This is a genomic window from Ignatzschineria indica, from assembly GCF_003121925.1.
Taxonomy (GTDB): domain Bacteria; phylum Pseudomonadota; class Gammaproteobacteria; order Cardiobacteriales; family Wohlfahrtiimonadaceae; genus Ignatzschineria; species Ignatzschineria indica.
Genome location: NZ_QEWR01000004.1, coordinates 207,001 through 231,511, shown reverse-complemented (window position 1 = coordinate 231,511; position 24,511 = coordinate 207,001). Strand labels below are relative to the sequence as shown.

General features: G+C 42.9%; 21 protein-coding genes. 6 read left to right on the top strand and 15 right to left on the bottom strand.

Going from position 1 to position 24,511, the window contains the following annotated elements; genetic code table 11:
- Positions 1-12: 12 nt before the first annotated feature.
- From DC082_RS08465 to uvrC, 9 genes are all read right to left on the bottom strand, one after another.
- Positions 13-264, bottom strand: a complete 252-nt coding sequence (locus DC082_RS08465) for a hypothetical protein (protein WP_109236598.1) — start codon at positions 262-264, stop codon at positions 13-15.
- An 11-nt stretch (positions 265-275) separates the two neighbouring features.
- Positions 276-1,493, bottom strand: a complete 1,218-nt coding sequence (locus tag DC082_RS08460) for a UbiH/UbiF/VisC/COQ6 family ubiquinone biosynthesis hydroxylase (RefSeq protein WP_109236597.1) — start codon at positions 1,491-1,493, stop codon at positions 276-278.
- A 207-nt stretch (positions 1,494-1,700) separates the two neighbouring features.
- Positions 1,701-2,987 carry an FAD-dependent monooxygenase gene (locus DC082_RS08455; RefSeq protein WP_109236596.1) on the bottom strand — a complete coding sequence of 429 codons (1,287 nt, stop codon included), beginning with the start codon at positions 2,985-2,987 and terminating at the stop codon, positions 1,701-1,703.
- 160 nt (positions 2,988-3,147) lie between these two features.
- Positions 3,148-3,915: a type I methionyl aminopeptidase gene (gene map, locus DC082_RS08450; protein ID WP_109236595.1), complete on the bottom strand. Its 768-nt coding sequence runs from the start codon at positions 3,913-3,915 to the stop codon at positions 3,148-3,150.
- Between the two features lie 316 nt (positions 3,916-4,231).
- Positions 4,232-4,798, bottom strand: a complete 567-nt coding sequence (gene dcd, locus DC082_RS08445) for a dCTP deaminase (RefSeq protein ID WP_094567487.1) — start codon at positions 4,796-4,798, stop codon at positions 4,232-4,234.
- A gap of 30 nt (positions 4,799-4,828) precedes the next feature.
- The gene (apbC, locus tag DC082_RS08440; RefSeq protein WP_109236594.1) at positions 4,829-5,935 is read right to left on the bottom strand and encodes an iron-sulfur cluster carrier protein ApbC; all 1,107 of its coding nucleotides are present in this window, start codon (positions 5,933-5,935) and stop codon (positions 4,829-4,831) included.
- A gap of 98 nt (positions 5,936-6,033) precedes the next feature.
- The gene (gene tsaE / locus DC082_RS08435; RefSeq protein WP_229821691.1) at positions 6,034-6,693 is read right to left on the bottom strand and encodes a tRNA (adenosine(37)-N6)-threonylcarbamoyltransferase complex ATPase subunit type 1 TsaE; all 660 of its coding nucleotides are present in this window, start codon (positions 6,691-6,693) and stop codon (positions 6,034-6,036) included.
- A 101-nt stretch (positions 6,694-6,794) separates the two neighbouring features.
- Positions 6,795-8,192 carry an MATE family efflux transporter gene (locus DC082_RS08430; RefSeq protein ID WP_229821685.1) on the bottom strand — a complete coding sequence of 466 codons (1,398 nt, stop codon included), beginning with the start codon at positions 8,190-8,192 and terminating at the stop codon, positions 6,795-6,797.
- A 233-nt stretch (positions 8,193-8,425) separates the two neighbouring features.
- Complete coding sequence (uvrC, locus tag DC082_RS08425) at positions 8,426-10,417, bottom strand: excinuclease ABC subunit UvrC (protein ID WP_268245781.1); 1,992 nt, start codon at positions 10,415-10,417, stop codon at positions 8,426-8,428.
- Between the two features lie 556 nt (positions 10,418-10,973).
- On the opposite strand from uvrC, the gene DC082_RS08420 reads away from it, so the two are divergent.
- Positions 10,974-11,399 (top strand): ACT domain-containing protein, encoded by a 426-nt coding sequence (locus DC082_RS08420; RefSeq protein ID WP_094567490.1) that lies wholly within the window; start codon positions 10,974-10,976, stop codon positions 11,397-11,399.
- 387 nt (positions 11,400-11,786) lie between these two features.
- Complete coding sequence (locus DC082_RS10780; RefSeq protein ID WP_157957431.1) at positions 11,787-11,963, top strand: hypothetical protein; 177 nt, start codon at positions 11,787-11,789, stop codon at positions 11,961-11,963.
- Positions 11,964-12,031: 68 nt separating this feature from the next.
- On the opposite strand, the gene DC082_RS08415 is transcribed toward DC082_RS10780, so the two are convergent.
- The 3 genes from DC082_RS08415 to DC082_RS08405 all read right to left on the bottom strand — a co-directional run bounded on the left by DC082_RS08415 (position 12,032) and on the right by DC082_RS08405 (position 15,272).
- Entirely contained in the window at positions 12,032-13,810 is a 1,779-nt protein-coding gene (locus DC082_RS08415; protein ID WP_109236592.1) for an N-acetylglutaminylglutamine amidotransferase, read from the bottom strand.
- Between the two features lie 149 nt (positions 13,811-13,959).
- The gene (locus DC082_RS08410; protein ID WP_109236591.1) at positions 13,960-14,277 is read right to left on the bottom strand and encodes a HesB/IscA family protein; all 318 of its coding nucleotides are present in this window, start codon (positions 14,275-14,277) and stop codon (positions 13,960-13,962) included.
- 215 nt (positions 14,278-14,492) lie between these two features.
- Positions 14,493-15,272: a methyltransferase domain-containing protein gene (locus DC082_RS08405; protein WP_109236590.1), complete on the bottom strand. Its 780-nt coding sequence runs from the start codon at positions 15,270-15,272 to the stop codon at positions 14,493-14,495.
- 367 nt (positions 15,273-15,639) lie between these two features.
- Between DC082_RS08405 and DC082_RS08400 the strand changes: the two genes are divergently transcribed.
- Positions 15,640-16,620 carry a Wzz/FepE/Etk N-terminal domain-containing protein gene (locus DC082_RS08400; protein ID WP_109236589.1) on the top strand — a complete coding sequence of 327 codons (981 nt, stop codon included), beginning with the start codon at positions 15,640-15,642 and terminating at the stop codon, positions 16,618-16,620.
- Between the two features lie 98 nt (positions 16,621-16,718).
- Here DC082_RS08400 and DC082_RS08395 read toward each other — a convergent pair whose 3' ends face one another.
- Complete coding sequence (locus DC082_RS08395) at positions 16,719-18,371, bottom strand: electron transfer flavoprotein-ubiquinone oxidoreductase (protein ID WP_109236588.1); 1,653 nt, start codon at positions 18,369-18,371, stop codon at positions 16,719-16,721.
- Between the two features lie 193 nt (positions 18,372-18,564).
- Between DC082_RS08395 and DC082_RS08390 the strand changes: the two genes are divergently transcribed.
- Genes DC082_RS08390 through DC082_RS08380 form a run of 3 tightly spaced genes read left to right on the top strand, consistent with a single transcriptional unit; the run spans position 18,565 to position 21,068 of the window.
- Positions 18,565-19,356, top strand: a complete 792-nt coding sequence (locus tag DC082_RS08390; RefSeq protein ID WP_109236587.1) for an IclR family transcriptional regulator — start codon at positions 18,565-18,567, stop codon at positions 19,354-19,356.
- A 19-nt stretch (positions 19,357-19,375) separates the two neighbouring features.
- Positions 19,376-20,131: an electron transfer flavoprotein subunit beta/FixA family protein gene (locus DC082_RS08385; protein ID WP_109236586.1), complete on the top strand. Its 756-nt coding sequence runs from the start codon at positions 19,376-19,378 to the stop codon at positions 20,129-20,131.
- 1 nt (position 20,132) lies between these two features.
- Complete coding sequence (locus tag DC082_RS08380) at positions 20,133-21,068, top strand: electron transfer flavoprotein subunit alpha/FixB family protein (protein ID WP_109236585.1); 936 nt, start codon at positions 20,133-20,135, stop codon at positions 21,066-21,068.
- Positions 21,069-22,030: 962 nt separating this feature from the next.
- Here the strand turns inward: DC082_RS08380 and DC082_RS08375 are convergent.
- Together DC082_RS08375 and DC082_RS08370 are read right to left on the bottom strand one after the other, a co-directional pair.
- Complete coding sequence (locus DC082_RS08375; RefSeq protein ID WP_189363334.1) at positions 22,031-23,278, bottom strand: CaiB/BaiF CoA transferase family protein; 1,248 nt, start codon at positions 23,276-23,278, stop codon at positions 22,031-22,033.
- Positions 23,279-23,298: 20 nt separating this feature from the next.
- Positions 23,299-24,501 carry a 3-oxoadipyl-CoA thiolase gene (locus DC082_RS08370; protein WP_109236584.1) on the bottom strand — a complete coding sequence of 401 codons (1,203 nt, stop codon included), beginning with the start codon at positions 24,499-24,501 and terminating at the stop codon, positions 23,299-23,301.
- Between the last annotated feature and the right edge of the window lie 10 nt (positions 24,502-24,511).

The window sequence follows — 24,511 nt, the reverse complement described above, 5'->3', positions numbered from 1 at the left end:
TCTCCTACATTCCTACATATTTTGGCTCATCGATTCCACACGGGAAACGAGCTTATTTAACTTCTCGGAAAGAAGGGCATTATCCGCCACTAATCGAGCATTCTCCTGCTCCATATTTTGACGATAGGTACCAAACTCGAGTTGCAAGTTCTCATACTTCTCTTCAGCTTCTTGCAGTTGGGTCACGAGCTGTTGCTTCTGCTCGCCTAATGTAACCATCTTCTTCTCTAACGTCTCGAAGGCTGTTTTCAATGTATCTGACACAGTTTTTACCTCTATTTCGGTTTAACAAAAGCGGGAATATCGCCATAATACCCCATCGCAATTTTAGCAAGTTTTCGCTTCACAAAGGGAAGTTTATCTGCTGCGGATAGCCCAATATTGCGAATTCCCTTTATAATACCAGATTGGCTCGTAGAGCTTCGCTTAAAGAGATCCATCGATCCCATGATTAACATATTATGTGCTTTTCGCCGTTTTTCATAGCGTTTTAACATCTCTAAGTTACCAAGCGAAATACCCGCCTTGCGCGCATTGATTAACTCTTCCACCAATGTTGCTGAATCGAGATAGCCAATATTGACCCCTAAACCGGCAAGGGGATGAATTGAATGTGCCGCATCCCCTGCTAAGGCAAAGTTCTCGCGAACATAGGTCTGTGCATGATTGAGTCTTAAGGGATAAGCACCCAATTCGCCGGCAATTTCGATACGCCCAAACTTCCACTCAAAACCTTCTGAGAGGCGATCAGAGAAGCTTTCAGGATCGAGCGCAAGGAGCTCATCCGCCTCTTCATAAGTAGTATGCCATGCCAAAGAGCAGCGTCCATCATTAAGCGGAAGAAGCGCTAAAGGTCCATTATTTAAGAAGCGTTGCCAACAGGTATTATCGTGACTCTTCTCAGGACGAACTTGACCGACAATGGTCTTCTGCCCATAGCTCCAACCGGTAGTCGGAATATTGGCCCAATCGCGAACGAGCGAACGCCCACCATCAGCACCAACGATCAGCTCAGCTTCATACTTTTCACCATTACTGAGTGTCACCTCTACACGACCATCATCAAGACGAATAAAGGATTCGAGCTTACAGTTATCTAAGATGGTAATCAGTTCTAACTCTTGAGCGCGATCGAGCAATACGCCTTGTGTCGCTTCATTATCCATAATCCAACCCAAAGCATCAGAGCCAGTACCGGCAGCATCAAAGGTGAGCTCACCGCGCCCGCCCTCATCCCAAACATGCATATGCAGAAATGGGGTGATTCGCCCGGTATGTTGTAGCCCATCCCAAGCATCCACATACTCGAGCCATTTACGGCTAGAAGGGGTAAATGCAGAGACCCGAAGACCATAATCTTCTGTCGGATAGAGCTTCGCTAGAGGATGAAACTCAATGACTAAAACCTTTAATCCCGCCTTTGCAAGGCCGATTGCAATACTCGAACCGACTAAGCCGGCGCCATTAATAATGACATCATAACGGTGACTCATATCTCTTCCTCTCTTCCTCTCTTCCTTCCCTATCGTGCGATAGGCGAAGTGCGCTATTTTTTAAACTGATATTAAGAACTGATACTAAGAACAGACACTAAAGACTGACTCTAAGGATTGACGCTAAAAGGAGCACTAAGGCTATTTAGACAGGTTATTTAGACCGTTTAGACCATATAGACCATTTAGAGCTACTCTCAACCGATTTTAATAGCCCATCCCAAAGCGGGCGATACGCTTTTTAAGGGGTTTTAAAAGGTTGATTCCTCGAAGGGCGATATTGCGCAATTGTGGTGCGCAGGGCCAATCGATTCCAAAGCTTCGAACTAAGAAGTCAGTTGCCCCTACTACTTTTACCACATCTCGGCGACGCTCTCGTTGATACCGCTCAAGATCATGGAGTGTGGGGATATTTCCCGACTCAAAGAAGGGTAGCAATAACTCACAATCACGAAAACCGAGATTGAGCCCCTGCCCGGCAATGGGATGCAGTGAATGGGCGCTATTACCAATCAATGTTAAACAGGGTTTACAGACCGATTTAGGGATCATTAAGGTGAGATCCCAGACATGGCGCTCTGTTACCATCTCAATATCACCTAACTCATAGCCGATACGGAAGATCACCTCATTGGCAAATTGTAGATTACTCGCCTTTTGCCAATGCTCCTTATCGCGGCTATCGGCGATTAATACCACCGCCATCTCATGGCTTCCTACCGGCAAGAGCGCAAGAGGACCATCACTGGTAAAGCGCTCATACGCCATATTGTGATGAGGCTGCTCAAATTTCGCTCGGGCAATCACGGCAACCTGACCATAATCACTATGGAATGATTCAATACCAGAGAGTTGTCGCAGATGAGAGTGCATCCCTTCAGCGGCAATGACCCAATCAAAAATCGCCTCTTCCGATACTTTTTCGGTCTCTTTGGTGGTGATTAGATGACAGAGCGCTTGCTTACGATTGCTCTGCTTCGGAGCGATCTCTTCCACCAATTGATAGTTACGCAATGTAGCCTGATCCCGATACTCAATATTAGGGCAACGATCGATCGCGGCGAGCATCTCTAAACGAAGACGCCCTAAGGGAACTAATGCCCCAAAGGATTGCAGATTATGTTCTGAAGCGAAGAGCTCCACCTTCGTGGCATACCCTTTTTCTGAAACATGCACAGACTCAATCGGCGTGGCATAAGCTTTAAGCGCCTGCCAAATATCGATCTTTTCCAGATATTTAACGGAACGATAGGAGAGCGCAATCATGCGCGTATCCTCATTAAGAAGCTCTATCGTCGGCCTTGGATGTTGATCGACAATCACAATTGAGAGAGGGGAATCTTTTAGCCCCAATGCAAATGAGAGCCCGATCGGCCCGGCACCGGAGATTAAGAGCCGTTTAGTAGGTTTCTGACCCTGCTTCTGACTCTGCGTCTTCTCTTGCTTCTGATCATGCTTCTGAGCGTGTCTATTTTGATCTAATGTCTGTTCCATAGGAGCGATCCTCTGTTATAGATGCCATTCATTGTAGCGATCTTTTTCTCTCTCCTATTGATATATCACAAGGATTGATCATAAGTTAGGCAGAGAAATTGTAAAATACTCTTGAGCTAAAAAACTCTAAAATATTTTAAGATCTATTTCTACGATCTCGCTACTCAATCGTTGGTAGGCTTAAGATCTCGTAACCATCATCCGTTACCAATACCGCATGCTCCCACTGTGCTGTGAGTGAGCGGTCACGCGTCACGGCGGTCCAACCATCACCTAAAACTTTCACCGCAGCTTTACCCACATTGATCATCGGCTCAATGGTAAAGATCATTCCCGGCTCCATAATCTCCGTCACTAATGGCGAATCGTAGTGGAGAACTTGTGGCGCTTCATGCAGACTTAAACCGACACCATGACCACAGAAATCTTGGACGACTGAGTAGTGATGCGCATGTGCATGCTTTTGAATCGCACGGCCAATATTTCTAAAAGGTGCGCCCGGCTTAACCTCTTCAATGCCTAACATCATGCACTCGTAGGTTACATCTACTAGGCGTTGTGCCAAGATGGAGACTTCACCGACACAGAACATTTGGCTTGAATCACCAAAGAAACCATCTTTTGCCAAGCAGATATCGATATTAACAATATCTCCCTCTTTCAACGCGCGATCGCCGGGAATTCCGTGACAGACCACATGATTGACAGAGATACAGCTCGCGCCCGGGAAAGGGGGCTGACCATAGTTGAGACTTCCGGAGATCAATCCCTCTTCATTCATCCAGCCATGGATCATATCATCGAGCTCTTTTGTTGTAACGCCCGCTTTCACATAAGGCTTCACCCGTTTTAAGAGATTGGCTACCGCTTGATTAGCCTTACGAATCCCTTCGATCTGTGTCTCATTCTTTACAATAATTTTTGACATAAACTCAATTCCTAATTCTTTATCTAATGCTTTATGTAATGCTATATCTAATTCTTTATCTAAACCTAAACTTAAACCTAATCCAGACTCTAATCTTAATTCTGATGCTCGTTCTGATTCTGACGCTAACGCCCCTTCTCAACTAGGATTAATCCTTCCTGGATCCATCCTTGATCCCCATCCTTGATCCATCTCTGATCTGGATCGGCTCTCGCTCTGATTCCTCTTCATAGTGCAATCAGCGGAGGGGGCAATCAGCGGAGGGGTAAAAAACGAGAAGCTCCTAGAGAGGAGCTTCTGCACAGATGAACGACTGTTAAGTTCTTGGAAGCGTCACACCGGTCTGCCCTTGGTACTTCCCGCCGCGATCCTTATAGGAGATATCACACTCCTGATCCGATTCGAAGAAGAGCATCTGCGCAACCCCTTCACCGGCATAGATCTTTGCAGGAAGATTGGTGGTATTGGAAAACTCCAATGTGACATGTCCTTCCCACTCCGGCTCTAATGGCGTGACATTGACAATAATGCCGCAACGCGCATAGGTGGATTTGCCAAGACAGATGGTCAATACCGAGCGAGGAATCCGGAAATACTCCACTGTACGTGCTAACGCAAAGGAGTTGGGGGGAATAATACAGACATCAGAGACAAGATCTACAAAACTATTCTCATCGAAGTTTTTAGGATCGACGATACTAGAATTGATATTGGTAAAGATCTTAAACTCATTACTACAACGCACATCATAACCATAGCTTGATGTTCCATAGCTAATAATGCGACCTGTCTCATTCTCTCTGACTTGCCCTGGCTCGAAAGGCTCAATCATGCGATGCTTCTCTGCCTGCTCTCGAATCCAATGGTCTGCTTTAATTGACATACGTTTTCCTTCCTACAAATAGAATGTAAATTACTTCAACTCTTTTCCTTGTGATTGCTGTACCACCACTTTTGGAAAGCCCGCCATTCTATCACGTTCTCTTAAAGAGAGTTTTGCCGCCATCTTCAGCGCAATATCTCGATAGAGTTTTGCTAAATGATCATCTGTTGTCGCTGTGGGCTGACCACGATCTGCCTCTTCACGAATCTTAATATCAAGTGGCATACGGCCTAAAAGGGTGATTCCCTCTTTCTCTGCTAAAGCTCGACCACCGTCGGTGCCAAAGATCGCCTCTTCATGACCACAATTTGAGCAGATATGGTAGCTCATATTCTCCACAACCCCTAAGATCGGAATCCCCACCTTTTCAAACATGGTGATCCCTTTACGGGCATCGAGTAGCGCAATATCTTGTGGCGTTGTCACGATGACACTTCCTGATACCGGCACTTGCTGCGCAAGCGTTAATTGAATATCGCCCGTTCCTGGTGGCATATCCACAATGAGATAATCGAGATCTTTCCAGTTAGTCTCTTTTAACATCTGTGCAAGCGCAGAAACTGCCATCGGTGCGCGCCAAATTGCGGCATCACGATCGGCAATGAGATAACCGATAGAGTTGGTCTGTAACCCTTGAGTCTCAACAGGCTCCATCGATTTACCATCAAGAGAAACCGGCTTTTCATGGCTGTTGAGCATTGTGGGGAGACTCGGTCCATAGATATCGGCATCTAAGATCCCCACCTTCGCCCCTTCATTGAGAAGCGAGAGAGCAAGGTTCACCGAGGTTGTCGATTTACCAACGCCCCCTTTCCCCGATGCAACAGCAATAATATTGCGAACATTAGGAAGGGCATGGAGCTGACCTTGAACTTTATGGGCGACCACTTTTGTGGAGACTGAAACAGTAGCATCAACGCCACACTTTGCTTTGATCTCTGCTTCAAAATGTTCTTTTAACGCTTCGCTATGCGCTTTGGCATAGAAACCTAGAACGATATCGACCTTCACTGCCGGCGATGCGCCTTCATTGATCTCAATCGACTTCACACACCCCGCAGAGAGAAGATCAACCTCTAAATAGGGGTCTTGATGTTGCTGAATAATCTCTTCAATCGTCGCTTTTGTTACGTTCATAGGTTCATCCTCGCTAAAATAAAATGGGTGGATCTATTCTAACACCGCTTGACAAATAAATTAACCGAGATTCTTTTCTCACCTCAATCTTAAGAATCTTAGGCCTCTTGAGCTGCTTGAGAATCGTGATTGTAAGCGTCGAGATGAGAGTGAAGAGGGGTGATCAGCGCTTCCCCTTTCTCACTCTGAGGGAGAAAGCGAAGGGTTAATGATTCCCCCTCTCGCGCTAAGAAGAGCTCAATATCTGCCGTCGGCAAAACGCCCTCCCCTTTCTCGGGCCACTCAATCAACCAGATGCCCTGCTCTTCCAATAACCCTAAATCATAGAGCTCTAAAGGAGAGGCTAAGCGGTAGAGATCGGCGTGATAGATCATCATCAACTCTGAGGAAGGCTCTATCCCGCCCTTTCCGGCACGCTTTCCATTATCGCGCTTCTCACGCTTTTCGGGCTTCTCATTCTTACTGCGCCCCTTCTCGATCACCTCTTCTGGAAGTGTGATCTCATAAGGCTCAATTAAGGTATAGGTGGGGCTCTTTACCGTACCCTTAATGCCGAAAGCTTGGATAAAGTAGCGCGCAAAGGTGGTCTTACCGGCCCCTAAATTACCATGAAGATAGAGCTTAAGATCACGCCACTTGAGACTTCTCATCTCTCTTTGCAATAGCGTGGAAAATTGTTGTGCGAAAGCTTTCGTTGCCGCCTCTGCAGGAAGCTGTAACTCAAGCTCCCCTCGACTGTTGAGAGTAGAATTGAGGATCACCGCCTCAGCGACCGCCTCTTCATCTTCTACCATTAAAAGTTCTTCATCCTTTTGATCCATTTTTTTGATCTCCTCTTCTACACACTTACTCATCATGATCATCTATCTGCCCCACTCGGCGCAGTTGTTACAGAAGGTAAGCGACGCGTTAAAATCGCTAATCGTACATTGAGGAAGAGTGCCGCTACCGTTAAGCCGGCAATCAGCCCCATCCAAACTCCCGGCGCTTCCAGATGTTTGACCACACCGAGATAGTAACTTAAGGGGAAGGCGATCAGCCAGTAGGAGGCGATCCCTAAATACATCGGCACCTTAGTATCCTTCATTCCGCGTAAAATACCATTGGCGGAGATCTGCAAACCATCGGGCAGTTGGAAGAAGAGGGAGTAGACAATGAGCGCCGCTGACATCTGCACAATCTCCGGATTGGTATTGAAGAGTTGTGGAATATGGAAACGGGCGAAGAAGAGCATCAAGCTCGTCACTAACATTAATCCCAAGACAACCACTCGCCCCATATCACTTAGACGACGGACACTCTCATAATCCATTCGTCCCATTCGCTGCCCCACCATCGAGGTGAGCGCCATCGCGACACTAAGCGGAATCATAAAGGTCATAGAGGTGATCGCAAGAGAGATCTGATGACTTGCCACCACAATGGTTCCAAACTGCCCCAGAATTAAGCCGGCAGCAGAGAAGATCGCCACTTCCGCAAAGAGCGTTGCACCACTAGGAATCCCCACACGGATCATCTCTCCAAGACGCGCATCAGGGCGCTTAAATCCACGTAATAACTGCAAGTTACGCAATCTGCGATCAATAAAGGTGATCCCTACAAGGAGAAAGAGCATCACCCAGAAGGTGAGCCCTGTGCCTAAGCCGGAACCGATTATTCCAAGGCTAGGTAGCTGAATCAACTCCCAGCCATTAACCAAGATATAGTTTAAAAAAGCATTCACCAGAAAACCGATCCCACAGACAATGGTAATTGGAAGCGGTCTTGCCACCCCTTCACAGACAGCGCGAAGACTGTTGAAGATCAAGATCGCCGGCGCACCGATACTAAGCGCACGCAGATAGGAGATCGATCCGGGAATTAGATGCTCCTCTACCGATAGAAATCGCAAAAGATGACCGGAGAAGAAGTTCATAATCAGCACCACGGCAACGATTAGAACAGAGGAGATTAAAAGGCCGTTGTGCCAGATCAAGGCGACATCCTCACTCTTGCCCTTCCCAAATTCATGAGCACTAAAGATCGCGACACTCATTAAGACGCCGGTACTACAGAGCAGAAGGGGATTCCAGATCATCACCCCTAAGCCGACCGAAGCTTGCACATTATCATCAAAGTGCCCGGTAATGGCGATATCGACAACCCCCATCCCTACCAAAAACCATTGAGTAATGAGGATCGGTAACGATAGTGTCATCAGCATGCTCAGCTCATCTCGCTGAAATCTAAATCGTCTATAGACTCTACTCTCTGCCATTCTTATCGCTCCTTCTATCACTATTCAATTGATGCTTCCCTTCCCTCTCGCTACTGATCGAGCACACGGGGCAAGATCGACTTCAGGGAAAAGAGAGCATGCATTCTACCGCAACTTTTAGCGAAAAGTATCAGAATTCGTTCAATCTCTTCAGCATACCCATCCCCTTTTGCAATAATCGACACTCAAGAGATTGAGCTCCTCTCCGCCTGCTACCTCAAATGGAGATAAAACTAAGAGGATTCTCGCAATGCTTGAAAGACTACCTCCGCTAACTTATCACTAATTCCCGGCACTTTAGCGATATCTTCTACCGCCGCACTCTTTAAGGATTCGATACCGCCAAAGTGGGTCAATAACGCCGTTCTGCGACTCTCACCAATGCCGGGGATATCTTCCAATATCGAGCGGCGACGCATCTTATCTCGCCTTGCCCGATGCCCTTCAATGGCAAAGCGATGTGCTTCATCCCGAATCTGAGTTAAGAGATGGAATGCCGGCGTCGTAGGATCGATAAAGAGGGGCGATTTATCACGGAGCCAGATAATATCTTTACCGCGCACTTTCCCCTCCCCTTCAGAGATACTGATCACCCATTGATCCGTAATATTGAGTGCATCGAGCACCTCAAGCGCAACTTGAAGCTGCCCTTTTCCGCCATCGATCAGGAGCAGATCGGGGCGATCGCGTAACTTCCCTTCCCCCTTGCCACTCTTCTCTCGGCTCTGAAAACGGCGCGTTAATGCTTGGCGCATCGCTTCATAATCATCGCCTGCGGTCACTCCTTCGATATTGTAGCGCCGATAATATTTCTTAGTAAATCCTTCCGGCGTATAGACCACATTTGAAGCCACCGTTCGCTCCCCAAAGCTATGGGAGATATCGAAACATTCAATCCGCTGAATCATCCGCTCTTCAAGCATCGCAGCATCTGCTTTTTGACCTGTTAATGCCGGCAGAAGAATCTGGTTGAGCGCATAGAGGCGATCTTCAATCTGTGTCCGGCTTGCAAGCTTAATCTCCACAGAGTGCCTTGCATTTTGCTCTGCCATCTCTAACCAGCGTCTCTTTCGACCCCGAATATTGTGCGGATATTGCAGTAAAATCGGATACTCAATCCACTCTGAAAGCCCCAACTTGAGCCACTCTTCCTCCTCATTTGAGAGGGGGAGATTGAGGATAATATTACGTGGCGGAAGTCGATGCTCACCATAATATTGCCCCACAAAGGCACTCATAATCTCTTCACTACGGGTATCTTTCGGCACTTGGGGGAAATAGGCTCTCGTTCCTAAAACGCGGCCATCGCGGATCGTCATCACCTCGATATTGGCCACCTCTGCCTTTTGGTAGAGCACCATAATATCGAGGGAATCGCGACTCTCCTCCATACGATTGGAGCCTTGAATCTCCCGAATATCTTGGATCTGATCCCGAATCTTCGCCGCCGCCTCAAATTGTAGTTCCCCGCTATAGTGTTGCATCTTCTCAATCAAGAGATCCACCAGTTGATTCGACTCACCACTCAAAAAGAGTACTGCCTCCTTCACCGCTTCGAGATAATCCTCTCGGCTAATCTTATTGACACAGGGGGCGCTACAGCGATCGATCTGATATTGCAAGCAGGGGCGCGTACGATGGGAGAAGAAGGAATCCTCACACTCACGGATACGGAAGACCTTCTTCATCAGATTTAAGGTCTCTTTGACGGCTCCGGAGGAGGGATAGGGGCCAAAGAGGCGACCGCGCCGTTTACGCGTTCCGCGATAGAAGCTAAAACGGGGAAAGGGATGATCTGAAAGATAGATATAGGGGTAGCTCTTATCATCGATCAAGCGAACGTTATAGCGTGGTCGATGTGCTTTGATCAGGTTACCCTCAAGAATCAGGGCATCGCGCTCAGTTGCCGTGAGTGTCATCTCCACCGAGGCGATATTAGCCACCAATGCGACCGTTTTCGGAGCATGTTGCTTTCCCTTAAAGTAGCTAGAGAGCCGATTTTTAAGATTCTTTGCCTTACCCACATAGATAATTTGCCCATCTATATCCTTCATCATATAGATGCCGGGCGTTGTCGGCGCATGTCTTAAGAGCTCATCGGCATCAAAGGGAGATGCTTTCTCCTTCTGCAATTTGGAGGTTTGCATCCCCTTCTCCTGTTCGATCTCGCTATCGACCTCTCTATCGATCCCATTCTCTATCCGCTTTTCGATCTTTTTATCCATCAATAATCCCTCGCACGACGATTTTGACCTCTCTTTTACACGATTCCCGATCGCGTCTCAGATGCTCTTCACTCTTTCCATAAATTGTTTCACAAAATTTTTCACAAGGCTTTCCACACTACCTTTCATAGAACCTTTCATAGAACTGTTCGTAAAGTCTTGATAAAGTCTTGCCTAAAACAGCCACCATTTTCTCATAATCGCTCTCTACAATTCTCTCAATATTGGGCACTCCATCATAGAACTTCATACTTTCACAATAAAGAACTTCTGATCACGCTCTTAAGATTGTAAAGCCTCATCGAGTATGTAAAAATAGATAAAATTTATTATGTAAACACTTATTTTGTCGACAAAATCTTGCTAACACTCATTCACAAAGTTATTCCTAAGCAATTGAAATTGAGCTAAAATTAACGAATACTTTTGCTGTTTTGAGAAAGTGGCATCCATCCATGCACCCTCCTATCGGTTCAACTCTAAAAATAGCGCCTGATGGCTACTGTTTACAATCCTAACCCCTTAAAATATCCATTGATTAAAGGACGATATTATCATGCCTACGAGAGAAGTATCCCTACAAGATATCTTGCAAAACTTAGATCCTGTTATGGCTCCTGAAACCTATGTCTATGTAGGTGTCTCTAACCAATCTCTCCTAAAGGTCTTAGGGTTTGATCCTGTTGCGTTCTTTAAAGAGCCGGAAGGCATCACGCTGATTCTTAAGAAAGAGGATGCCGACAATAACTTCCTCAATTATCAAACAGAGTATTGCCGTATTATTCTCAATGCCCCATTCGCTATGCGTTGTGTCGGGCTGACGGCGATTGTAAGCAGTGCGCTCGCTAAGGCCGGCATCTCCATCATTCCGATTTTAAGCGCCTATAAACGCTCGATTTTAGTAGAGAAAGAGGATGCCCACACCGCCCTTGAGATCCTCAATGCCATGCAGAAAAAGGTACAAGGCTTAGGAGCACATTAATCCCCCCTAATCACGCGCCGGCAAGAGGCAATCCTCAATTACCGGCACATATGTTTAACGGCTGTTTAAAAGTTGTTTAAATCACGTTTGATTATTTCCTCGGCATTGAAAATGCCGACCTGCGGGCATGCACCGGCGAAAAGAACGAAATAGTAGGCTCCCGCCCCTCCACAAATTCTCTTAAGAATGATTCAACAAAAAATAGGCTGAACGCTGCCGGATCTCACTATCGCGCACTTCCAAAAACCATGCGCCGGCAAGAGGCACTGAAAGTGCCAAACCGCGGGCATGCACCGGCGAAAAGAACGAAATGGTAGGTTCCCGCCCCTCCACGAATTCTCTTAAGAACAAATATGATGATTAATCAAAACAAAAAGAGCTGTTGAGTTGCCGGAGATTACCTCTGCATGCTTCCACAAGTTATATGCCGGCAAGAGGCGACTCTCCATCACCGACTACTTTTTTAAAATGAAAAAGGCTGAACGCTGCCGGATCTCACCATCGCGTTCTTCCAAAAATCACGCACCGGCAAGAGGCAATCCTCAATTACCGGCAATAAAATAGGCAACCTTTTGAGTTGCCTATCTTTAGATATTTTATCGATTATCTGACCTGATCAGAAAACTTCTTCCCTACAACCCTACCGAATTTAACCAGAGTTCTAAAAGTGCGGCGTGCCACAATTTTGAGCCTTGGATATTGGTGAAGCTTGTGGGGGCTTCTGGGTTTTTGAGGAGTTCGTCGATATAGGCGGGATTGAAGATGCCGCGCTCTTTCGCTTTTTTACTCGTTAAGGTATCGCGCATCATCTCTAAGAACTCTCCGCGCACATATTTGAGTGCCGGCATTGGGAAGTACGCTTTTGGGCGATCGATAATTGAATCGGGAACGCGTCCTCTGGCGATCTCTTTTAAGATCCCTTTACCATGATGACTCAATTTATACTCCGGCGGGAGCGCCATTGCGAGTTCAACAAGGCGCTGATCCATAAAGGGCATGCGCGCTTCTAAGCCGTGCGCCATCGTCATATTATCGACCCGTTTAACGGGATCATCCACCACTAAACGTGTCACATCGAGACGCAATACCTGATCTAAGAAGGTATCTGCTCCGGGGCGCGTTAGGTGTTCCCGAATATATTCGCCGGCAATATTCTCCGTATGATATTTCGGTGTGAATGCCTCTAACCACTCCTCATGCGGACGATCAAAATAGTGTTTTGCAAAGCGTTTAAGAGGATCTTGCTCCGTCTCTGCCACCATTTTGGGATACCAGAAATAACCGGCAAAGACCTCATCTGCCCCCTGCCCGCTCTGAACCACTGAGGTGACCGTCTTCACCCTTTCTGAGAGAAGATAGAAGCCGATCGCATCTTGCCCAAAGAGCGGTTCACTCATATTAGCAATCGCCTCCGGCAAACGCGAGAGCGCCTCACTATTAGGGACTTCAAACTTATAATGATCGGTCTGATACTTATCGACAAATTGATCGGAATAGAAGAACTCCGAACCCTTCTCTTCTGGCTGATCTTCAAAACCGACGGAGAAGGTCTGAATTCCTTCGATCCCCTCTTCAATCGCTAATGCCGTGATCAATGTGGAATCGAGCCCACCTGAGAGCAAAACACCCACCTTCTCATTGGCGAAATTCATCTCTTTCTTGATCGCTGATTTGAGCGTGCTTTCGATCATCTCGCGCCACTCTACCTCATCATATTGAGGATAATCGCGCTCTGCCGTTAGCTCCCAATAGCTCACTGAACGGCTAGAACCATCGGCATCGATCCGTAGATAATGCCCCGGCTCTACTTTGCGAATCCCTTTCAGAATAGTCCAAGGTGCCGGCACAACAGCATGGAGCGAATACATAAAGTGGAGTGCATGCGGATCGATCTCTGTGTCGATATCACGCGTCTGTAGAAGACTCTGCGTATTAGAAGCAAAATAGAGCGCGCGCTCCGATTGACCAAAACTATAATAGAGCGGCTTTTTACCAAAACGATCGCGAACGAGTAGTAGCGCCCGATCCGCCTCACTCCAGAGGGCAATGGCATATGCACCATCGAGCTCCTCGACAAAAGATTCACCCCAACAGTGATACGCCTTTGTTAAGACTTCCGCCTGACTCTCTGTTAGAAAGCGGTAACCTGCTTCGATTAAGCGCTCACGCAACTCATCTTGGTTATAGATTGTGCCATTGGTAGCAACAATGATGCCGAAATCCTCATCAAAGAAGGGTTCCGTACCATTACTTACCGCTGCTAACTTTGTCTGCACAAAGCCCATATTTTGATATTGGATAATCGTCGTGCCATCGGGACCCCGTTTCTGGATCGGCTCTGACATCTTCTGAAGTAATCCTTCATCAACAGCTGTCTGATCTAATTTCAATACACCGGCTATTCCACTCATTCGATATCTCCTTGCTTCGATCCTATGAAACTTCTTTCCAACTTTTTACGACTTATCCGACTTATCCGACTTTTTCGGCTTTTCGGCTTTCGGCTTTTCCGAATGGCACCATTGTTTCAATGGTTATACGGTGCCGCTGCGCCAAACGGTTAGAGCAAAAAGCTCTCACCACAACCACACTCTGCTTTCGCTTCGGGATTTTGGAATTTAAACATGCGGTTAATGCCATCTTGAATATAATCGAGCGTGACCGACTCAAGATAGGGGAGAATATCGGGCTCGGCGACAATCTTCACCGGCGTCTCTTCAATCACCACAACCTTCTCATCCACTTTGTCACAAAAATCGATATAGTATTTATATCCCGAACAGCCCGACTTCTGAAGGGCGATCTTAATCGCCTCGGCACTGCTCTCACCTAAATTTTTTGCAAGCTGTTTTCTTGCGGCATCTGTCACTATTAACATCGTTAAAACTCCCTCTAATTAGAATTATTTTGCCTATTATCGACCTCAAACATCGACCCAAAATCGATCTTAAATCAACACTAAATCGATATAGAAGTGATAGAGGCGTGATATAGGACTAATTTAGTTCTATATTACCTTATCTCTCGCTTGCTGACGAATATTACTTCGTCATTTCTTCGCCATTACGGCGTATCGACTTGAGCGCTACCTCTCTACTTTCCCTCTTTTTTAGTAGAGAGTTGGGAGATATCCACATAGACGGCATTATCCTCTCCCTGTAGATTTTTAATATCAGAGAGCGTTCCTTCGGCGTAGATCACATCAAAACCGATATGGAAGAGTTGATCTTCGGCGCGAAATTTCTCTTCCGCATAGGCTCGCCACTTCTCTAGCCAGCGATAGGTGCGTAAGCCCTTAAAGGAGGAGAATGGTCTGCCGGCAACAACACGCGCATCTTTCAAGAGGGTATCGAGTTTCTCATAGGTGAGGTTGATCTTCTCAATAAAGAGCACTGCATTTTTAAAGCCAAGGGCATGGAGAAAATCGCCAATATCTTCAATATCGGGAAACTCATTAACTAACGGACCGCCGGGATAGGAGATCTCTGGGAAACTGCCGGTGCCAATCGTGGTAAAGAAGAGCTTACCTTTCGCATTGAGACGTACCTGATAATCGCGCACACGTTCCTCAAACTCCCACACATCTTGCAGGTAGAGATTACTCATCACCAGATCAAAACGGAGGGTGGGATCGAGAATCGATTCGAGATTCTCCCAAACTTCCGCCTCGGGGAAACGTGCTTTAAGAAGCTCGCTGAGATAGCTATCAAACGCGCCATCGACAAGAATCTTCTCCGGTTGTAACGATTCATCAAGATACTCCACCATTCTGCGAGCAATCTCATGGTGAAGAAAAGCATGATTACCATAAAGCTCAGGATGATACTGTAGCTGCTTACGATTTGAAGCTATTGTTCTTCTCATATCCGTCATATCCACTCTCTAATTCGCCTATATCGACTCGCTATCGCGCTGATTCATTCGATCGAAAAATTCATTGAAAATTTCATCGAAAAGTTCATTGAAAAGTTCATTTAAAAGAACTCCATTCTATCACGCTTTTGGGGATCACTTGGGAGAAGATGCAAAAGCAGAACATTCAAAAAACTGACCATATCGAGCCATAAAAGATAATCATCCCTATTTTAATGCTAGAATAATTAACCTAAATAGAATCTAAATAGATTGAATAATTTTAACTGTTTAATTTAGGCTAATGAATTCCATTAATCACTATAAAACTTTATTGATAAGAATAATTTTATGAGCAGAACAGACCTTCCTAACACTTCCTACCACCATGATGATGAGATCGATCTCTTTTACGCTTTGGCGCCATAAGTGGCTGATCATTGCGGTCACAATCCTTGCCACAATCATCGCCGCTCTCTTCGCTTTTATCACCATAAAGCCAAGTTATCACGCTTCTGCGACAATTGCTGCTCCCAATGTCTATCAGGTAACAGGGCTCAACTTAGGAGCAACCCCCATCACCTTACAACCTGAGCAGATCAGCTTTACCGAAGAGAGCTTAATGCCACTTAGTACACAGGATGTGTTTGAGCTTCTCTCTAATGTTGCGCAATCACCAAAGGTGCAGCAAGATTTCTTCGCGCAATTGCAAGAAGAGAATAGAGGCCACTCATTACAAGGGAATCTCTCGATCGAAGCGGATGGTAAAAGCTCAACTTTAACCATTTCGGCTCAAGGACCAAATGCTAAAGATAGCTACACGATGACCAATAGTTATCTCAATTATCTCAATGCTGTTGCGGCGGATCTTCTATTAAAAGATCGCCAAGCCGAACTCGATGCGTTAAAAGCGAATCTCTCACGTCAGCTTCAGAGCTTAGAGCGTGTTTTAGAGAAGGAGCGCCTCTACCAAATCGCAGCTCTTAAAAACAGCTATCAAACCGCAGAGAAGCTCAATTTAACGCTTCCTACCGGGAATGGTGAAGATCCATATCTCTTAGGAACAGAGATTCTTGCGGCAAAAATCGCTTTTTTAGAGAAGCAGAAAGATCAATATGGTGATAATCAGAGACACAATGAGCTCACCGCAAAGATCGATGCACTCCAAGCTTTTACCCTTCCAGAAGCAGATAATTTAGAGGTCTATACCCTCTCCCAATCTGCTGCACTACCAACAGTACCTCTTCCTACAAAGAAGAAACTAATTATCATCATCGGTTTTCTCTTAGCAGGAATGCTTGGTGCCGCGATTGTTCTCTTACGTGAAGCAATTCGTAATTACAAAGCGCGTAAAGTGGCTGAGGTTTAAGAAAACATAAAATAATAGAATACGCCATGATGAACTGCACTCCAAAGTTGTGTCCAGCTTTTGTAATGCAGTTCAAAAGGTGAACTTTCACTAATTTACTACATACGACTATAATTAGGCCCACTTCCCCCCTCCGGAGGGCTCCATCTTATATTTTGAGTCGGATCTTTAATATCACAAGTTTTACAATGGATACAATTTTGGGCATTAATTTGAAGCCTCTTACTTCCAGTGACTGCATCCTGAAGTATTTCATATACTCCTACAGGACAGTATCTAGTTTCTGGAGATTGATAAATATCATAATTGACCTTTATGGCAATATCTTCCGATCCTAACTGTAAATGATTAGGTTGATTCTCTCGATGAGCTATATTAGTAAGATAAACACTAGAAGCTCTATCAAAAGTAATAACTCCATCGGGTTTTGGATAACTAATTTCAGGTACTAACATGGCTTCCTTTAAAGTTTCATGATCATGTCTGACATGCTTAAATGTCCAAAATCCTCTACCTTTTAAAAAATAATCTTCTAACCCTGAATAAAGCATTGCTGTAAATAATCCATACTTAAACGAAGGACGGATATTTCGTACTTTCCATAGCTCTTTATAGGCCCAACTTTTCTTAAAATCAATTTCATAATCAATTATTTTTGATACACTCATAACCCCACTATCTACCTCAGTTGATTGTAATTCTCTAACAATCGCTTCAGCTGCAAGCATACCTGACTTCATTGCCATATGAATTCCTTTAATTTTAGGAACATTCAAGAAGCCTGCTGAATCTCCTATTAGCATCCCTCCCTTAAAACTTAAGGAAGGAAGACTCTGAATTCCTCCTTCAACTAAAGCTCTTGCTCCATATGCAATCCGCTTGCCTTTTTCAAATAAAGGTTTTATCTGAGGATGTAATTTAAATCGTTGAAATTCTTCAAATGGGGATAAATAAGGATTTTTATAATCTAACCCTACAACCATCCCCACTGCAATTTGATTATTCTCCAAATGATAAATAAAAGTACCTCCATACGTTGAATTATCTAGTGGCCAACCAATCGTATGAACCACCTCCCCTTCTCGATGCATCTTCGAGTCAATCTCCCATATCTCTTTAATCCCTAAGCCATAGGTTTGAGGATCAGAGTCTTTATCTAAAGCAAACTTTCTTATAATCTCCTGACTTAAAGATCCCCTACACCCTTCTGCAAAAATTGTTTGCTGAGCGTGTAGCTCAATTCCTTGCATATAATTACTTGTTGGATTTCCAATACTATCAAGCCCCATGTCTCCTGTAGCAATTCCTTTAACAGATCCATCTGCCTGATAAATGATCTCTGTTGCCGAAAAACCCGGATAAACTTCAACCCCTAACTTCTCTGCTTGCTCCCCTAACCACCTAACCAATAAACCAAGACTGATAATTGCATTCCCCTGATTCCTCATCACAGGAGGCACTGGAAGAGCCCAAGATTTTTTAGATGTTAAATATAAAAATTTTTCCTTTGTTACATTCTCAATAACTGGAGCCCCTAATTCCTTCCAGTTAGGGAATAATTCATCTAACGATCTTAAATCAAGAACAGCACCAGAAAGTGCATGAGCACCAATTTCAGAGCCTTTTTCAACAACACAGACAGATAATTCTTGTCCTTTTTTTACAGATTCTTGTTTAATTTTAATGGCGGCACTTAAGCCAGCAGGCCCAGCGCCAACAATCACAACATCAAATTCTATACTTTCTCTCATGTCTTCACCTCGTTTAATCAAGTTTCGCTAAGCAGAATGCTATTTTGTTTTATTGACATCATAATAACCTAGGTTTATCATAATTCCAACAAATGGAATAATAATTAATTCTGCATAGCAAAACTCATTTATATGTTAAATTAACGATTCGAAAAAATATTCCGTCATTAATTAACGAATAAAGGATTTAGCTATGAATAATAAAATTATTGATTTTGCAAGCCAAGGAAAAACAAAAGATCGTCAATTTGTAACTGCCCTCGCTAGAGGGTTAGAGATATTAAGATGCTTTGGTAAAGCTGGCCCTATATTAGGTAATCAAGATTTAGCAACTATGACAAAACTACCTAAACCGACTGTCTCAAGATTAACACATACATTAGTACAACTGGGATATCTGAAAAATGCACCTGGTACTAACCAATTACAATTGGATATTGGCGTATTAGCATTAGGACAAAGACTCTTGAATAATTTAGCTATTAAAAATATCGCTGATCCTTATATGCGAAACTTAGCTGAATATAGCAAATCGGCTGTGGCAATAGCTGCTCGTGATCGACTGCAGATGCTCTATCTTCATGTTGTCCATGGTGAATCAAACTCGACAATGAGACGCCCTATTGGAAGCACTCTTCCCATCCATTCAAGTGCAATGGGAAGGGCTTGTTTAGCAGCAATGCAAGATGAAGAACGCAATTTCATATTGCAACACTTAAAAGATAAACACTCTCGGGAGGAATGGAATGTTATTAATGAGAATCTAGAACAAGCATTTCAAGATTACAAAGAATTTGGCTGCTGTTTTTCTATTGGAGAATGGCATAGCAATGTAAATGCTGTTGCGGTTCCGCTTATTCATCAGGACGATATATTTGTCTTTAATTGTGGGGGACCTAATTTTCAGCTTAACGAACAATTTCTACGACAAGATGTCGCACCAAGATTAATTAATATGATCATAAATATTCAAGAGTCCATGTAAGCATGGAAAAGGAGATACAGTGAAAATACTCGTCCCAATTAAACGTGTTGTAGATCACAACATTAATGTCAAAATTAGCTCTGGATCAAACAAAATAAATACTGAAGGTCTAAAAAAAGTCATCAATCCATTTTGTGAAATAGCACTCGAAGAAGCCATTAAATTAAAGGAACAAGGTATTGCATCCTCTGTCATCGCTCTTTCTATAGGTAATAATGCAACCCAGGAACAACTTAGAAACGCCCTTGCGATGGGGGCGGACAGAGCTATACACTTATCTACGGATGAAAACTTATCTTCTCTCTCTATCGCCAAAATAATTCAAAATATCGTTGTCCAAGAAAAGCCTCAATTGATTTTATTAGGAAAGCAAGCTATTGACTCCGATAATAACCAAACAGGACAAATGCTCGCAGCACTTTGTGGCTATCCTCAGGGTACTTTTATTTCTGAACTGAAATTTAGAGATGATCACCAAAGCATCTTAATTAACCGAGAAACAGATGAAGGTTCACAGACACTCTCCTTACAACTTCCTGCAGTTATTACTGTGGATCTGAGATTAAACGAGCCTAGATTTATTAGCTTACCCAATATTATGAAAGCGAGACGAGCTAAGATAGAAACTCAAGAGGTATCCACTTTAGGCTTAAACTTAAAAAGTAGCACTGTAGTATTAAAGGTTGAAGAACCTATCATTGAAAAATCTTGTCAAATGCTCTCTTCTACTGAGGAGCTTCTATCAATATTACAACAAGAGATAAAAGGAGCCTAATATGAAAACCCTTATTATTGCTGAGTATAAAAATTCCCAATTAACGACTCAAACCCTCAGTTCGATCAATGCAGCTAAAAAAATCACAAGTAATATCACTCTTCTAATATTAGGACAGAATCTACAACCTATTATCTCTGATGCTATAACGATAAAGGGGATTACTGAGGTTATATATGCTGAACATGACTGCTTCGATCATTTTCTCGCAGAAAATATTGCAAGCTTTGTTGCTTCTATTGCTCACGAATATACACATATTTTCAGTAATGCTACAACTGATGGTAAAAACTATTCCCCAAGAATTGCGGCTCTCCTTGACACAGAGCAAATATCAGAAATATCTGAAGTTATTAATGATAATACCTTTAAGCGCCCAATTTATGCTGGTAATATCATTGCAACAGTTCAATCCTCCGCAAAAATAAAAGTAATTACTGTCCGATCTTCTAGTTTCGATTCAACTGTAGAAAGATCAGAGGCGACTTCTGCACGTAACTTATGCCTAGATAATTTTAGGCCTTTTACTAAAACATCTTTCATTAAAAATGAGCATAAGTCTTCCGATAGACCAGACTTAACTAGCGCTCATATTGTTGTATCTGGTGGCCGAGCTTTACAATCAAAAGAAAATTTTAAATTAATCTATTCTCTAGCAGATAAACTTGGAGCTGCCGTAGGAGGCTCTCGTGCTGCAGTGGATTCTGGGTTTATTTCCAATGATTTACAAATCGGTCAAACAGGAAAAGTTGTTGCGCCCTCTATTTATCTAGCTTTTGGCATCTCTGGAGCAATACAACATTTAGCAGGGATGAAAGAATCAAAAAAAATTTTCGCTATCAATAATGATCCAGATGCGCAAATATTCCAAGTGGCAGATTATGGAATAATTGGAGATCTATTTGATATACTGCCTCAACTTATCAAAGAACTATAGCCCATTCATACTTTTATGATATTATTAACGAACTAAAAACATCCCCTTTTAACCTCTCTTCTATCACTAGTTGAGAGGTTTTTCACCGCTTGTTATCCCCCTAAAAGAGCTCTAGAGTAACGAGAAATCCTAGGAAGTACTTTTAAATTAGTGATTGCGGTAGAAAGCTGGAGCAATAACTTTAAAACTCGAATCCGCCAATATAATTGCTAGATCCCATAAACAATCAAAAAACCCCCAAATAAAGTATCAAAGATACTTAAAAAAACGTATCAATATCTAAGATCAACTTCAAATTTTTGAGATTTTCTTAATCGGATGAACATAATATAAAATGCTGTTATTTAGTAAGCATATCATTAATAGGAGAGGCTAAAAATAGATATGAAGTTCTAATCCTGAAGAAAGTCACTAAAATACAACTAAGACAGCTCAGAATAAGGAAATACACATCATATCTCGTTATTAAAGACATAAAATATATTATGTTCCTGGGATAAAGGCATTTCATAAAACAACCAATAGTCCCATCATTTTTATAGATATCCTAACTTATTATAAAATTTAAAGATAATTGATGCCGGAAAAATTTTAGAATGTAGACATAACCTACTTTACAGCTCAAAAAAAAAATTCATATTACTTTAATCGCCAAAATTTTTTATATTATAATTTTATTAAAAATAACAATATAACAATAAAAAAAGATAAACTCCTATATTACAACTTTGATCACAGAGTACAATATTACTCTAATCAATATCAAAATATTTATAGAAGGCATAATATGCAATTCTCAATAATAAAAAGTTGTAGAAATTTATAATAAATAAAACCGCATCTATCCTAAGACTGCAAAATTCCCGATGAAACTCATCGGGAATTTTAACTTGTCTCCACATTTCAAAATATGGCAATAGAATATCAAAATATAATTTTTAGTAAGAAAAAATATATTTCAACTATAGCCCTTCTTTTAAAGAAATGACTCCTGCAGAGGTTAATGCCTTCATCTCCTCATCCCCCATACCTAAAAATCGAACAAGAACCTCTTTTGTATGCTGTCCCAAAAGAGGTGGTGCAGATTTATAACGCACCGGAGTTTTAGAAAACTTCAAAGGACTCCCTATTACATAATAATTCTTTTTCTTTAAAGGGTGTTCCATAGATACCACCATCTCTCTAGCAATTATCTGCGGCTCTTCAATAGCCTCTTTAATATTATTAATAGGCCCCACCGGAACATTAACTGCCGCAATTAAATCTATCCATTCCTTTGCTGTTTTAGTTAATAATTGTTTGGCCAATATTTCCGTAATCTCCTCTCTATTGATAACTCTTCCAGCATTCGTTGCAAATCGAGGATCTAACGGTAAATCAGGAAGACCTATCACCTTTGATAAAGCGACAAACTGCCTATCATTACCACAGGCAATCACAAACTCCCGATCTGATGCTTTAAATACATTATAAGGAACAATATTTGCATGCGCATTACCATATCTGCCCGGAATATTTAATGAAGTTAAATAATTCATTGATTGATTTGCTAGCATAGCTACTTGAGTGTCTAATAACGCAATATCAATATGTTGTCCTTCCCCCGTCATCTCTCTGGAATAAAGCGCAGCACAAATACTCAATGCAGCATTTGTACCTGACATAAGATCTGCTACAGCGACTCCCACCTTCTGTGGCCCAGCAGAAGGGAAGTTGTCATTTTCTCCTGTAATACTCATCAATCCGCCGAGACCTTGCACAACAAAATCATAACCTGGTTCTTTCGCCCTAGGCCCTGTTTGTCCATAACCAGTGATCGAACAATATACTAAACGCGGGTTAATTTTAATGAGTGATTCATAATCCAGCCCATATTTTTTTAGCCCCCCGACCTTATAATTCTCTACTAGAACGTCAACATCTTTTACCAAGTCTTGTAATATTTTTTGTCCTTCCTCAGAAGAAAAATCAAGTGCAACTGAGAGTTTACCTCTATTTGCAGACATATAATATGAGGATTCTAATGTCTGCTCACCAGAATCACTTATCATATAAGGAGGTCCCCAAGCACGAGTATCATCCCCAGATTGGGGTCGTTCAATCTTAATAACCTCAGCACCTAAATCTGCCAAGTATTGCGTACACCAAGGCCCCGCTAAAACTCGTGTTATATCTAATACTCGAATACCATCTAAAGCTCCTACCATCATTTCATCCTCTCCTTTGGTTCTTATACTCTTTCTATAACCATAGCTAAACCCTGCCCGACACCAATACAAAGGCTAATCACTGCATATCTTTTTGAAGTTCTAACTAACTCTCTGGCCGTGGTTAAAACCAAGCGAGCTCCTGAGGCTCCTAACGGATGCCCAACAGCAATAGCTCCCCCATTAGGATTAACCCTAGGATCATCAAAAGAGATATTTAATAATTTTAAGCATGATAAAACCTGTGTAGCGAAAGCTTCATTGATCTCAATAATATCGATATCTGCTAATGTTAAATTAGCTCGTGAAATGGCTTTAGTAATCGCTTCTACTGGGCCGACCCCCATCACTCTAGGTTCTACACCAGATGTTGCGGAAGATAATATTTTTGCAATAGGCTTAATACCATTTTTTTTACCAATATCATGACTTCCTACAAATAACGCTGCGGCACCATCATTCACTCCTGATGCATTGCCAGCAGTAACAATTCCCTCATTATTGAGAGATCTTAGCTTTGCCAAGGATTCCAGCGATATGTTTATTCTAGGATGCTCATCCTCATTAACTTCAACAGTCTCCCCTCTTCTTCCTTGAGGCACAAGAATCGAAATAATTTCATCATCAAAAAAACCTGACTCTTTAGCTTTTTGATATTTCTTTTGTGAATTAAATGCAAATAGATCTGCCTCCTCACGAGAAATTCCATATTCTATTGCAACATTATCTCCTGTCTCGGGCATAGAATCATTGCCATAAGTCTCTATGAGTCTAAGATTAGGGAATCTAGCACCAATTGTTGAATCAAACACAGTAAAATTGCGGCTGAATGCTGCTTCTGACTTAGCAATAACAAAAGGAGCTCGAGACATACTTTCTACTCCTCCCGCAATATACAGATCACCCTCACCGCAACTTACACCATAAGCCGCATTAATAATTGCTTGTAAACCGCTGGCACATAAACGATTCACTGTCTGCCCAGATACTGTGACAGGCATCCCTGCAACCAAAAGCGCGTTCCTTGCAATATTTCTAGCATCTTCCCCCGCCTGATTCGTTGCTCCAATAATAATATCTTCTATACTATTCACATCAAAAGAGTAAGTCTCAGTCAGCTTTTTTAAAACATTTGCTAATAGATCATCTGGTCTTACTGAAGATAATGCCCCTGAATGCTTTCCAAAAGGTGTTCGTAAGCCACCATATATATATGCATTTAACATAAAACCCCAC